This is a genomic window from Pseudomonas sp. AC083, from assembly GCF_979253165.1.
Genome location: NZ_CEEDDH010000020.1, coordinates 37,043 through 49,483, shown reverse-complemented (window position 1 = coordinate 49,483; position 12,441 = coordinate 37,043). Strand labels below are relative to the sequence as shown.

14 protein-coding genes are annotated in these 12,441 nt (G+C 60.6%); 11 read left to right on the top strand and 3 right to left on the bottom strand.

What is annotated here, in order from left to right:
• The first annotated feature begins 99 nt into the window (after positions 1-99).
• Positions 100-1,113 carry a LacI family DNA-binding transcriptional regulator gene (locus tag AC0IXA_RS23545; RefSeq protein WP_471814590.1) on the top strand — a complete coding sequence of 338 codons (1,014 nt, stop codon included), beginning with the start codon at positions 100-102 and terminating at the stop codon, positions 1,111-1,113.
• A 5-nt stretch (positions 1,114-1,118) separates the two neighbouring features.
• On the opposite strand, the gene AC0IXA_RS23540 is transcribed toward AC0IXA_RS23545, so the two are convergent.
• Positions 1,119-3,500, bottom strand: a complete 2,382-nt coding sequence (locus AC0IXA_RS23540; RefSeq protein ID WP_471814589.1) for a DUF3772 domain-containing protein — start codon at positions 3,498-3,500, stop codon at positions 1,119-1,121.
• A gap of 165 nt (positions 3,501-3,665) precedes the next feature.
• Here AC0IXA_RS23540 and AC0IXA_RS23535 point away from each other — a divergent pair, with 165 nt between their 5' ends.
• The 6 genes from AC0IXA_RS23535 (at position 3,666) to AC0IXA_RS23510 (ending at position 6,821) form a co-directional block, all read left to right on the top strand.
• A complete protein-coding gene (locus AC0IXA_RS23535) occupies positions 3,666-4,175 on the top strand; it encodes a CinA family protein (protein ID WP_264364933.1) in 510 nt (169 codons plus the stop codon).
• Positions 4,172-4,690: a hypothetical protein gene (locus AC0IXA_RS23530; RefSeq protein ID WP_264364934.1), complete on the top strand. Its 519-nt coding sequence runs from the start codon at positions 4,172-4,174 to the stop codon at positions 4,688-4,690. The genes AC0IXA_RS23535 and AC0IXA_RS23530 overlap by 4 nt, the downstream gene beginning before the upstream one ends.
• 7 nt (positions 4,691-4,697) lie before the next feature.
• Positions 4,698-5,153, top strand: coding sequence for a DUF421 domain-containing protein (locus AC0IXA_RS23525; RefSeq protein WP_024012534.1), 456 nt, complete (start codon positions 4,698-4,700; stop codon positions 5,151-5,153).
• Positions 5,154-5,239: 86 nt separating this feature from the next.
• Positions 5,240-5,467 (top strand): PLD nuclease N-terminal domain-containing protein, encoded by a 228-nt coding sequence (locus tag AC0IXA_RS23520; protein WP_024012535.1) that lies wholly within the window; start codon positions 5,240-5,242, stop codon positions 5,465-5,467.
• A gap of 41 nt (positions 5,468-5,508) precedes the next feature.
• Positions 5,509-6,678, top strand: a complete 1,170-nt coding sequence (locus AC0IXA_RS23515; RefSeq protein WP_471814588.1) for a zinc-dependent alcohol dehydrogenase — start codon at positions 5,509-5,511, stop codon at positions 6,676-6,678.
• Positions 6,675-6,821 carry a hypothetical protein gene (locus AC0IXA_RS23510; protein WP_016774259.1) on the top strand — a complete coding sequence of 49 codons (147 nt, stop codon included), beginning with the start codon at positions 6,675-6,677 and terminating at the stop codon, positions 6,819-6,821. The genes AC0IXA_RS23515 and AC0IXA_RS23510 overlap by 4 nt, the downstream gene beginning before the upstream one ends.
• 112 nt (positions 6,822-6,933) lie before the next feature.
• Here AC0IXA_RS23510 and AC0IXA_RS23505 read toward each other — a convergent pair whose 3' ends face one another.
• Positions 6,934-8,160, bottom strand: coding sequence for an MFS transporter (locus tag AC0IXA_RS23505; RefSeq protein WP_471814587.1), 1,227 nt, complete (start codon positions 8,158-8,160; stop codon positions 6,934-6,936).
• 107 nt (positions 8,161-8,267) lie between these two features.
• On the opposite strand from AC0IXA_RS23505, the gene AC0IXA_RS23500 reads away from it, so the two are divergent.
• Both AC0IXA_RS23500 and AC0IXA_RS23495 read left to right on the top strand, forming a co-directional pair.
• A complete protein-coding gene (locus AC0IXA_RS23500) occupies positions 8,268-8,723 on the top strand; it encodes a winged helix-turn-helix transcriptional regulator (protein WP_471814586.1) in 456 nt (151 codons plus the stop codon).
• A 158-nt stretch (positions 8,724-8,881) separates the two neighbouring features.
• Positions 8,882-9,307, top strand: coding sequence for a VOC family protein (locus AC0IXA_RS23495; protein WP_024012539.1), 426 nt, complete (start codon positions 8,882-8,884; stop codon positions 9,305-9,307).
• Here the strand turns inward: AC0IXA_RS23495 and AC0IXA_RS23490 are convergent, their stop codons facing one another.
• Positions 9,308-10,222, bottom strand: coding sequence for a LysR family transcriptional regulator (locus AC0IXA_RS23490; protein WP_471814585.1), 915 nt, complete (start codon positions 10,220-10,222; stop codon positions 9,308-9,310).
• 202 nt (positions 10,223-10,424) lie between these two features.
• Between AC0IXA_RS23490 and AC0IXA_RS23485 the strand changes: the two genes are divergently transcribed.
• Together AC0IXA_RS23485 and AC0IXA_RS23480 are read left to right on the top strand one after the other, a co-directional pair.
• Positions 10,425-11,765 carry a nucleobase:cation symporter-2 family protein gene (locus AC0IXA_RS23485; RefSeq protein WP_471814584.1) on the top strand — a complete coding sequence of 447 codons (1,341 nt, stop codon included), beginning with the start codon at positions 10,425-10,427 and terminating at the stop codon, positions 11,763-11,765.
• A gap of 33 nt (positions 11,766-11,798) precedes the next feature.
• Positions 11,799-12,308, top strand: coding sequence for a nucleoside deaminase (locus tag AC0IXA_RS23480; RefSeq protein WP_016774265.1), 510 nt, complete (start codon positions 11,799-11,801; stop codon positions 12,306-12,308).
• Positions 12,309-12,441: the final 133 nt, after the last annotated feature.

Below are 12,441 nucleotides of genomic sequence, written 5' to 3'. Positions count from 1 at the left end.
AGCCGAGTGTCAAATGCCAGCGGATGATCGACAGCGTTTCGATCGCTCGTCGCCTGCGGTAAGCTCCGCGCCTGATCGGCATGAATCAACGAGGTGTTTTTGTCCAATATTCGCGAAGTGGCTCGGCTGGCCGGGGTTTCCGTGGCGACGGTTTCGAGGACTTTGAAATCGCCCGAGCGCGTGCTCGCGCCAACCCGTGAGCGCGTCATGGCTGCGGTGGAGCAGGCTGGCTATCGGCCGAACCTGATGGCCGTGCAGTTTCGCTCGCGGCGCACCGGCAATCTGGTGATTCTGGTGCCGACCATCGCCAACACCTTTTTTGCCCGGGTCATCAGCGGCGCGCAGCAAGCGGCGCAGGCGGCCGGTTATCGCCTGCTGCTGTGCGACACCCAGGGCCGGGAAGAACTGGAGCGGCAATTCGCCGAGCTGGTATACGCCTATCAGGCCGACGGGGTGATCCAGTTGCGCGCCTACGATCCTTTCGAAAACGCCCCGGCCGACGCCGATGTGCCGCCGATCGTTAACGCCTGCGAAGTGCTCAAGGCCGGGCGTTATCCAACCATCAGCCTGGACAACGTTGCCGCCGCCAAAGCCATGACCGAACACCTGATCGCATTGGGACACCGACGCATCGGCCTGATCAAAGGCTCGAAAAACAGCCCGCTGACTTTGGATCGATTGGCGGGTTACGAAGCGGCATTGCGCGAAGCCGGGATTGCCTTCGATGAAGCACTGATCTGCCATGGCAATTTCAGCCTCGAGGCAGGTTATGCAGGCGCGCAAAAGATGCTCGGCTTGGCCGAGCGGCCGAGCGCGCTGTTCTGCGAAAACGATGAAATGGCCATTGGTGCGCTCAAGCGCATCCGGCAGGCCGGGCTGCGTGTGCCCGAGGATATTTCCTTGGTGGGTTTCGATGACATTCCCATGGCTGCGTACTGCGATCCGCCGCTGACCACCATCTCGCAACCGGCCGAGGCCTTCGGGGCCAAGGCGGTCGAGATGTTGATTGCGCTGATCGAAAAACAGCCGCTGACAGAGCGGCATGTCGTCTTGCCGTTCGAGCTGACACCACGCAGCAGCACGGCCCGCATCGACAACTCGGGCAAGCGCTAACCGAATCACGCCGCTGGCGGCTTCGCCAGCGCAATGCCCGCCGCACCCAACCGCTTCAACACTTCGAACAACAAATCGCTCTTGGTCAGCCCGACGATCCTCGGGCTGCCGACATAGCCGGTGACCGTGAGGGTTATGCCGTCCGGCGACAATTTGCTGAAGCGCACGAATGGTGCCGGTTTATCGAGGATGGTTTCGTTCTCATGATAGGCGTCGAGCAGCAGTTGTTTGACCTGCTCAGGATCGATATCCAGTGGAAACATCAGCTCCAGCGATGCCACACCTTGAGCACTGCCGCCGAGGGTAACGTTGCGCAGGTTCTGCGAGATCAGCTGCGAGTTGGGCACGATCACGATCGAGCGGTCGCTGAGCTGGATTTCCGTGGCACGCACGTTGATCCGGCGGATGTCGCCCTCGACGCCGCTGATGCTGATCAGGTCGCCGACCTTGACCGGGCGCTCGGTGAGCAGGATCAGGCCGGAGACGAAATTCTTGACGATTTCCTGCAAGCCGAAGCCGATACCCACCGACAGCGCACTGACGATCCACGCCAGGTTGGTCCACTGCACGCCCAGCGACGACAGCGTCAGCAGAATCACAAAGGCGTAGCCGATATTGGAAAACAGCGTGCTCAGTGACGCGCACATGCCCGGGTCCATGTCGGTCTTGGGCAGGAACTCGTTGTCGAGCCAGCGGCTTAATGCACGGATCAGCCAGATGCCAATCAGCAGTGCCAGCAGTGCGTTGAGCAGATGCGCCGGGACGATATTCAGCTTGCGCAACCCGGCGCCGCCGAGGATCGACATGATGTTGGTGACCAGTTGGCCCAGCGTGGTGCCGATGCCGCCGACAAACAACGAAATCAGCGCCATCAGCATCAGGCCGGCGCGGCTGACCCCGGACAACAGGATCGACGTCTGCTCAAGGCGCCGGTCGCTGACGCCGAGCAATTGCTTGAGCGCCTGGCCGCTCGCGTGTTTCGGCGAAAACAGGTGCTCACAGGCGTCCTTGACCAGCTGAATCAGCAAGTAGAAGCCCGACAGCACGACATAGCCCCACACCAGCTCATAACTGATGAACCGTGCCAGCGAAACATAGCCGGCCAGCAGCGCAATAGCCGTCACCAACATCGAGAGACTGGCGACGCTGTAGATCAGCCCGGCGAACACGCTATTCGTAGCCGACGCGTCATTGGCTGCGACCAAAGCCTTGCGCACTTTGCCGACGCGCAACAGCATCGTGCCGATGATCGCCAACACCACAATGGAAATCACGCCGCGCCCGGCCATCACGATGTGGCTGCTCATGCCTGTGGCATTGGCGACTTGCACCAGCGTCACCAACACCAGCAACGAGCAGGCGAGGATTCGCGGATAAGGCTTGAGAGCCAGCGCCACTGGATCGGCAATCGACGGCAGGCGCCAGGACGGGTGCGCGGTGGAGAGCAATGCGCGGCTGAGCCCGGTGATCAGCACGCAGGCATAGACGACTTTCTCGAACTCTTCGGAGAAGGTTTCCAGCACCGGCGGCAGTGCGTCGTGGCGGGTGCAGGCGTAGAACAACAGCTTCAGGGCGATGGCGGTGGTGACGAACGTCGCTATGGCTGAGGCGAAGGCCAAAGCGCTTCTGCGCAGTCGGCCCTCCGCCACGCGATGAATGCAGAACCAGGTCAGCCCGCGCTCAGCCAGACGTCGGCCGAAGGTCCAGATCAGCAGCGCCAACAGCACCAGTACGCAGGTGTAAAACCGCTCGCCCGGCGCCCAGACCGTGGCCCATACGTCAGCCACCTGCTCGACGAACAGTCGCAGGCGCTGGCGGTCGTCTTCGCTTGGATTGACCAGCGGTGCCCAGAAATACGGGCTCAATACGCTGCGCGTGCTCAGGGTCAGTTCGCTTTCCAGCAGGGTGCGGCGGATGCCGGCGATTTGCGTGATCAGGTCGGCGGCGTTCTGTTTCAGTGCGGCGAGGCTTTTCAGGGTGCCATCGATCTTGCTTTTCTGCTCCGCCAGCGCCGCCCGCTGGGCGACGATATCGGCTTGCTCGGCGGCCACCTCGGCGTCTGGAGCGGTGCCGAGCACGCCCAGTTGCACCGCCAGTTGCGCCTGTTGCGGCAACAGCGCTGCTGACAATCGATCGACATCGAGAATGAACGCCTGCACCCGATCCTGCGGGCCTTCGAGCTGGTTGTAATTGTTTGCCGCCGAAATCTGCTGCTTGAGCCCGTCGAGGCGTTGTTGCAGGGCTTGCAGATCGCTTTGCGAAATCACCGGCATTGGCGCTGCGCCGGAGTTTGCCGGCGCGGCAACATCCGCCGCCCACAGCGCAGCGCTGCCCGGCATCAGTAGCAGCAACAGAATCAAAAACAATGACTTGAATGAACAACGCATGGGGGCGGCGGGCTCGAGTGGATTACACAGTCTATGAGGGTAGGTGATCGCGCCGAACGGGGCGGAAAACTTTCTCTGCAAGAGGCGCTTACACGCTCATCCAATCCGGCGGAATGATCCGCGCAGCGAGCGGTCAACCGGCAATAACAGCTTCGAGAGCATGCCATGTCCATTGCCAAGGAAACGATTGAATACCTGCGCCAACATTCACTGATCATCACCACCGCCGAATCCTGCACGGCCGGGGAGATCGTCATGTTGCTGTCGGAAGTACCCGGCAGCGGCGAGCTGATCGAGTGCGGCTATGTGGTCTATTCGCCGCAAGCCAAGCAGCGCCTGCTGCACGTCAGCCCGGCGACCATGGCCACCTTCAATCTGACCAGCGTGGAAGTGGCCAGTGAAATGGCCATCGGTGCGTTGCGCGACAGCACCGCCAACGTTGCCGTCGCCACCACCGGCATTCTCGGACCCGACGATATGGACGGCATCAAGGCCGGTACGGTGTGTTTCGCCTGGGCGTTCCAGTTCGATGACAAACATTTTCTGTTCAGCACCCAGCAATGGTTTGCCGGATCGCGCAGTGAAGTGCAGACCCTCGCTTCTGAATTCGCCCTGCAGCAGTTGCCCGATTATCACCGTCGCGCCTTGCGCGGCGAAGGAGGGTGGCGCCGATGAAGCACGACGCTGACCATCCAGATCTGCGCAGTCGGCAGTTCCCGGTGCAGGAGGACATGGCCTATCAGTTGAAGGTCTGGCGCTTCGAGCACATCGGTTGGTACCTGTTGGTGCTGTGCATGCTGCTGGGCCTGCTGGGGCTGTTTTCCCGGGGCGTGCTCAGTTCGCAGGACGCTCGCAGCGATGACGGTAAAGTCCAGATCGAATACGAGATGTTCCATCGCAACGGCTCGACCAACCCGCTGAAACTCAGCGTGCACACGGCGCCTGATGCCACTGTCGAACTCGACATCGGTGGCGAGATGCTCGATGGCTTCAGCGTCGAAACCATGCAACCGGCCCCGGTGCGTATGCGCAGCTCAAAACAGGGCATGCGCTTGTGGTTGCAGGCAGATGCCCAGGGCCAGGCGACGCTCTATGTGACGCTGCGCGGTGACGGATTGGGCCTGTTTCGCAGCCATATCCGCGTGCCGGGCTCGAGCGAAGTGAAGCTCACTCAATTCATTTATCCATAGGTGACCCATGGACTCGGTGTTGCGCGCACTCGCGATGTATCTGGCACTGATGGTGCTGTTCAAAATTGCCGGCCGGCGTTCGCTGGCCGAGCTGACGACGTTTGATTTCGTCCTGCTGATGATCATCGGTGAAGCCACCCAGCAAGCGCTGCTCGGTGATGATTTTTCTCTAACCAATGCGTTTCTGGTGATCATTACGCTGATCGCTGTGGATGTCGGTTTTTCCCTGCTCAAACAGCGTTCCAGTTGGGTGTCGCGGCTGATTGATGGCGAGCCGACGATCATTGTCGAGAATGGCAAGCTGTTGCACCGGCGCCTGCGCCATGCGCGGCTGGTCGAGGCAGATGTCATGGAGGCGGCGCGCTCCAGTCAGGGCATAGAAACCATCGACCAGATCAAATTCGCAATCATCGAACGCAACGGCAAGATTTCCGTGATCCGCCAGGATCCGGAAGGCGGCTGAACCTTTGACGCCGCACGGCCGCAATTTTTTTGAACGCTGAAAAAGCCTCACAGCCCAATGCTTACAAGTCATCGGAGGATTGCGAAATGAACGAGGCAGCCAGTTACTTCTCCATCGCCGTGGCGGTGATCATTCTGCTGGTCGATCTGTGGGCGATTGTCAGTGTGTTTCGCAGCAACAAAAGCGTCGGCGTCAAAGCCGCCTGGGCGATCGGTTTGATCGTATTCCCGGTGCTCGGCCTGATCGTGTGGGGCATCGCCGGCCCGCGCGGCGTCAAGGAAGGGCCTTCGTCGCCGGAACACAGTAAGGGTTAAGAATCCTGATTTGCGCACATCCGGAAAATGGGAGGTGAACGATGAAAGCTGTTGTATTTCATGGCGTCGGGGACATCCGCCTGGACGATGTGCCCGAGCCAACCATTCAAGCGCCGACCGATGCCATTGTCAGGCTGACCGCGTCGGCCATTTGCGGCACTGATTTGCATTTTATTCGCGGCAGTGCGCCGGACATGCAGCCCGGTACGATCCTCGGGCATGAAGGTGTGGGGATTGTCGAAGCACTTGGCGAAGACGTGCGCAATCTCAAGGTTGGCGATCGCGTGCTGATTCCTTCGACCATTGCCTGCGGCAACTGCTCGTACTGCCGCGCCGGCTATTTCGCCCAGTGCGACGTGGCCAACCCCAACGGTAAAACCGCTGGCACGTCATTTTTTGGCGGGCCGAAAACCACCGGGCCGTTCGATGGCCTGCAAGCCGAGAAAGCGCGCATCCCTTTCGCCAACATTGGTCTGATCAAACTGCCGGACGCCATCACCGACGATCAGGCGATTGCCATGTCGGATATCTTTCCCACTGCCTGGTTCGGCGCCGACATGGCGCGGATCAAGGACGGCGACACGGTGGCGGTGTTCGGCTGCGGGCCGGTCGGACTGTTTGCGATTATCAGCGCGAAACTGATGGGCGCCGGCCGGGTGTTCGCCATTGATGGCCTGGAAGATCGCCTCGCTCGCGCGCAGGCTTTGGGTGCCGAGTGCATCAACTTCGAGAAAGAAGATCCAGTTGAAACCATTGCGCGCCTGACTGCTGAAATTGGCGTCGATCGGGTGATCGAAGCCGTGGGCATCGACGCCAACCATTCCCATCACGGCCATCATCATCCTGCGCAGTGGCAACCGGGCGATGCGCCGGCGCAGGCACTGGAGTGGGCGGTCAAGGCTGTGGCCAAGGCCGGCACGATTTCCATCATCGGTGTCTATCCCGCCGGGTTCGACAGCTTCCCGATCGGTGAGGCGATGAACAAGAACGTACGCATCAACATGGGCAACTGTCATCACCGCAAATACATTCCCAAGCTGATCAAAATGACCCTCGCCGGGCGCGTCGATCCAGCGAAAGTGCTGACTCAGGACGAGCCTTTGACTGACGCGATTTCGGCGTTCAAGGCGTTTGATCAACATCAATCCGGCTGGATCAAGGTCAAGCTTGAACCGGGTAGCGATACCACTGCTGACAGGAGATCGTCATGAAAAAAATCTGCGTATGTCTGGGGTTCTGCTCGATGTTTCTGTTGAGCGGCTGCTTCGATTCCAACGATGCACCCAACAAGGACGGTGACAAAAGCAAACCGTCGGTGCAGATGCAGACCGAGAAGCCTGAGGAGGGAAAGTAACTGCTGGCCAATAATCCCTGTGGGAGCGAGCCTGCTCGCGAAGGCGTCGGGTCAGACAATTCGGTGCTGACTGATGCTCCGTCTTCGCGAGCAGGCTCGCTCCCACATTGGTTCATTCGTGTGAATAAACGTACTCCAGCCACACCCAATACATCAGCGCCACAGCACTGATCCCGCCTCCGAGAAAACACACCGCCACCCAGCCAGAGTGCGCATAGGTATACGTCGCCGCGATAGCGCCCAAACCACTGCCCACCGAGTAAAAGCACATATACGCACCGACCAGTCGGCTCTGCGCATCGGGCCGTGCGGCGAAGATCAGGCTTTGGTTGGTGACGTGCACCGCTTGCACGGCGAAGTCTAGGAGGATCACTCCGACGGCCATCGCCAGCAGCGAACTGTCGACAAATGCGATGGGCAGCCAGGACAGCGTCAGCAGCGCCAAGGCGATGCCAGTGGTGCGATTGCCCAAGCCGCGATCGGCCAGGCGCCCAGCCCGTGCGGCGGCGAGCGCGCCCGCCACTCCGGCCAGACCAAACAGGCCGATCTGCGTATGCGACAGCGACAATGGCGGCGCGCTGAGCGGCAGCACCAGCGACGTCCACAACACACTGAAGGCGGCGAAGATCAGCAGGGCGAAGATGCCGCGCACGCGCAGTACCCGCTCAGTCAAAAACAATTCCAATACCGAGCGCAGCAGTCGCCAGTAACTGCCCTGTGCGGGCGGTTTTGCCGAGGCGGGCAGGGTGCGCCATAACAGCAGGGCCAAGCCGATCATCATGACTGCCGAGACAAAATAAACGCCGCGCCAGCCGGCCAGATCAGCCACTACGCCGGAAACGAAACGCGCCAGCAAAATGCCCAGTACCACGCCACTGGTGACGGTGCCTACGGCGGCGCCGCGCTGCTGCGGGCGAGCAAGGCTGGCGGTGTAGGCGACCACCACTTGCACCACCACCGCCAGCAGACCCACCAGCATCATGGCGCCGAGCAGCACTCCCCAGCTCTCGGACAGGCCCACGGCACATAGCGCCGTTGCAGACAACAGCAGTTGGCTGACGATGAGTTTCTTTCGATCGAGCAGATCACCCAGCGGCACAATGAACAGCAGCCCGACCGCATACCCGGCTTGCGTGGCCGTGACCACTACGCCGATTGCACCGGATGAAACCCCGAGGCTGGCGGCCATCGATTCCAGCAATGGCTGTGCGAAGTAAACGTTGGCCACCGCCATCGCGCAGGTGATTGCAAAAAGCAAAGTCTGCAAACGACTCAGCCCGGTCGTTGCGCTGTCAGTTGCGGCTTGCGCATTGACCAGGGTTCGCGTCTGGCAGGGCATCCGTGCTTCCTCGTAGTGTGGTTTTGAATTGAAACCGAGGCGTTGATCTTTATTCATTCGGGTTGTTAAATGCAACCACATTCAATAGCCGATCCATCAGGAACCACATGGCCCGACAACAAACATTGGCGCAGAGCGAATGCCCGGTGGCCCGAACCCTCGAAGCCATTGGCGATCGCTGGGCCTTGATGATCATTCGCGATGCGTTCGATGACGTGCGCCGGTTCAGCGAATTCCAGAAACGTCTGGGCCTGGCCAAGAACATCCTCACGGTCAAACTGAAAATGCTCGTCGAGCTCGGCGTGTTGCAGATTCAGCCCGCGTCCGATGGCAGCGCCTACAAGGAATACGTGCTCACCGACATGGGCCGCGCGGTGTTCCCAATCGTCGTCAGCCTGCGGCAGTGGGGCGAGCGCTTCCTGTTCGCGGAAGGCGAGGAGCATTCGATTCTGCTCGACAATGAACGGGCCGAGCCCGTTGAAACCATTGTCGTACGCTCCAGAGGCGGTGCCGTGCTGAGCCCGGAGGATTGTCACCGACAGGTCGTCAGGCGCGGGCAGTGAAACCGGGCGGATAGCCGTGGCGCGTATCGATAGCCGCGCCTTCTCGTGACATGTCGGGTCGGCGTCTGGCGGGTTTTTGATCTAGGCTGTTTTCGATCCTCGATCAGCAGCGGTGCGCCGTTGCCATATCTCCAGCAACGCGATTACCGGAGTGCCTGATGAGCCTTTCACCTTTCCACCTCGCCATCCCGGTTTACGACCTCGCCGCTTGCCGGCGTTTTTACGGTGAAGTGTTCGGCCTGGAGGAGGGGCGGTCCAGCGCGCAATGGGTCGATTTCAACTTCTACGGCCACCAATTGGTGATCCACGAACAGCCGAAAACGGCTGCCCAGCAAAGCATTAATAGCAACCCGGTAGACGGTCACGACGTACCGGTCCCGCACTTCGGCATCATTTTGCAGTGGGAGCAATGGGAGGCACTGGCCGAGCGACTGAAGTCATTCGGCACGCAATTCGTGATCGAGCCCTACATTCGATTCAAGGGTCAGGTCGGCGAACAGGCGACCATGTTTCTACTCGACCCCTGCGGCAATGCGTTGGAATTCAAGGCATTCAAGGACATGAGTCAGGTGTTTGCCAAATGATCACAGCGTGGTGGTCTGGCCGTTGCGATCGCGTTCATAAACCTTGTTGGCCTGCAGCTTTTCCTTCAGCCAACGCTCGGCCGTGCCCAGCGGCCGTTGGCGTGCCCATAACAGGTCGACGCCGATTTGCCAGTCGGTATGCGGGTACGCCGACAGCTGCAACTCGACCAGTTCGCCATTGCCCAGTTCACGCTGGATCAGTTGGCGCGGCAGGGTCGCCCAGCCGAGGCCGGCGCGGACCATTTCCAGCAGGGCCAGATAGCTTTCCGCTTGCCACAGTTGCGTCGAACGCAGGTATTCACTGCTCGGCAGTTTGCTGGCGTGCGCACTGAACGCCAGGCGCCGGTGCACGTGCAAATCGTCGAAGGTGACGTTGTCCAGTTTCGCCAGCGGATGATCGGGATGGCAGACGTGCAGCATGATCAGTTTGCCCAGTTGCTGGAACGCCAGTTCCCGGGGATAGCCCGGCTGCGAAAACGCCACCCCCAGCACCGCCTCGCCACTGCTGACCAGTTCGCTGACATCGCCGTAGACCGGGTGGCGAATGATCAGATCGACAAACGGGAAGGCCCGCTCGAACGCTTGCAGCACCGGCATGATCGGGCCGTACGGCGTTTCAATCGCCAGAGTCAGGCTCGGTTCGACGCTATCGGAAAGGCAATCGGCGTGGGCCTCGAAGGTCATGCAGCGCTCCAGTACCGCCTCTGCCTGGACCAGCAATTTATGCCCGCTGGCGGTGAGGGCAGGGCTGCGATTGCGGCGGTCGAACAGCTCGACGCCAAGGTCGGTTTCCAGATTGGCGATCGCTGCGCTGATGGTCGATTGCGTCTTGCCCAGCTTGCGCCCGGCGGCGGAGAACGAGCCGCTTTTCACCACCTGGACGAACATCAGCAACTGATCGAGTGAGAAGCGCACGCGGTGTACTCCGAGGTTGAGCGAGACGGCGATTGTGCCGCGTCTTTGCCATCGAAAAAAGCGATGGTTGCCAATTTGTTTCATCGTTAAAAACATTCAAGGATGACCCCGCGTCTTCGAACGCCGGGGCCGATTCTCTCTGTGCATCTGTCCCTGAGCGCCCGCGATTACAACCAACGCTGCCCCTTCAGGAGCTTGTGCCATGACTACACAGCGCGTTCACCCGGTCGACGAGGTGTTGCCCCTGCGGCAGCTGGTCACCTTCGGTCTGCAGCATGTTCTGGTGATGTATGCGGGAGCGGTGGCGGTGCCGCTGATTCTCGGCAGTGCGATGGGGCTGACGTCGGCCCAGGTGGTTTTACTGATCAACGCCAACCTGCTGACGTCCGGTGTGGCGACGTTGATTCAGACCCTCGGCTTCTGGAAGTTCGGCGTGCGGTTACCGTTGATTCAGGGCTGCTCGTTCATTGCGCTGGCGCCGATGATCATGATCGGCAAGGAGTTCGGCCTCAGCCAGATCTTTGGGGCGGTGATCGCCGCCGGCTTCCTGACCATCGCACTGGCGCCGGTGTTCAGCCGCTTGCTGCGATTCTTTCCGCCCGTGGTGATTGGCAGCCTGATCACCATCATCGGTATTTCACTGATGCCGGCGGCGGCAATCTGGCTGGGTGGCGGCAATCCCGATTCGCCTGACTTCGGTCGCCCGGCCAATCTGCTGCTGGGCCTGGCCACGGTCAGTGTGACGCTGGTGATTTATGCGAAATTCAGCGGTTTCATCGGCAACCTCAGCGTGCTCATCGGCTTGTTTGTCGGCAGCCTGATCGCTGCCGCCTGCGGCATGACGCACTTCAATCGGGTCAGCGAGGCGGCGTGGTTCGAGTTGAGCGCGCCAATGGCGTTCGGTCCGCCGGAATTTTCTCTGGTACCGATTCTGATCATGACCCTGGCGATGCTGGTGATCATGGCCGAGACCACTGGCAACTGCCTGGCCATCGGCAAACTGGTTGGCAAACCGACTACGCAGCAGACCCTCGGCAACGCCTTCCGCGCCGACGGCTTGTCGACCATGCTCGGTGGTGTGTTCAACAGCTTTCCCTACAACGCCTTCACGCAAAACACCGGCCTGATTGCGCTTTCGAGCATCAAGAGCCGCTTCGTCGTCGCCGCCGCTGGCGCGATCATGGTGTTGATGGGCTTGTTCCCCAAGCTCGGCGCGCTGATTGCGGCGGTGCCGACGCCGGTGCTGGGCGGCTGCGCGATCGTCATGTTCGGCATGACCACGGTGGCGGGCATACAGGAATTGTCCCGGGTGCAGTTCGAAGGTACACGCAACGCCATCATTGTTGCGGTGTCGGTCAGCGTCGGCGTCCTGCCAATGTCGTTTCCGGCCCTGTTCGAACATGTCGGCCCGACGCTGAAACTGGTGCTCGATAGCGGCATTTTCCTCGGTGCGATCACCGCCATTCTGCTCAATGTGCTGCTCAACAAACAAAAACCATCGACCGACGCCGTCGGCGCTTCCACGGCCGAATTGGCTGACTGACCTTTGTCTTTTCCCACGGCCCAGGAGTTACCCATGAATCAATTCACTCAGCTTGTCCCGGCCGGCGTCAGCGATCTGGACCTGGCATTGCTGCGCCAGACCATCGCCCTGTCGCAGGCGTCGAAACAACGTGGCCGGCACCCGTTCGCGGCGCTGGTGGCGGACCGCGACGGCAAGGTCATTGCCGAAGCGGGCAACAATTCGATGCCGCCGGAAGGTGATCCCACCCAGCATGCCGAACTGGTCGCGGTCGCTGCGGCGGCGAAGCGGTTGTCACCCACGGAGCTGGAGGCGTGCACGCTGTACACCAGCGCCGAACCTTGCTGCATGTGCGCGGGCGCGGTGTATTGGACCGGTGTCGGGCGAGTGGTGTATGCGTTGTCGGAACATGCTTTGCTCGGGCTGACCGGCGATCATCCGGAGAACCCGACGTTCTCGTTGCCGTGTCGCGAAGTGTTTGCCAGAGGGCAGCGCACGGTCAGTGTCTTCGGGCCGATGCTGGAGGCAGAGGCGGCTGAGCCGCATAAAGGGTTCTGGTCTTAGTTGTTATGGATCGTTCCCACGCTCCTGCGTGGGGACGCATCCGCTGACGCTCTGCATCACTTTTACTTCGCCGGGATGACATCCACACATTCCCCAGCGGAATGCCCCCCATGAAATCATTGGATTTTTCTTC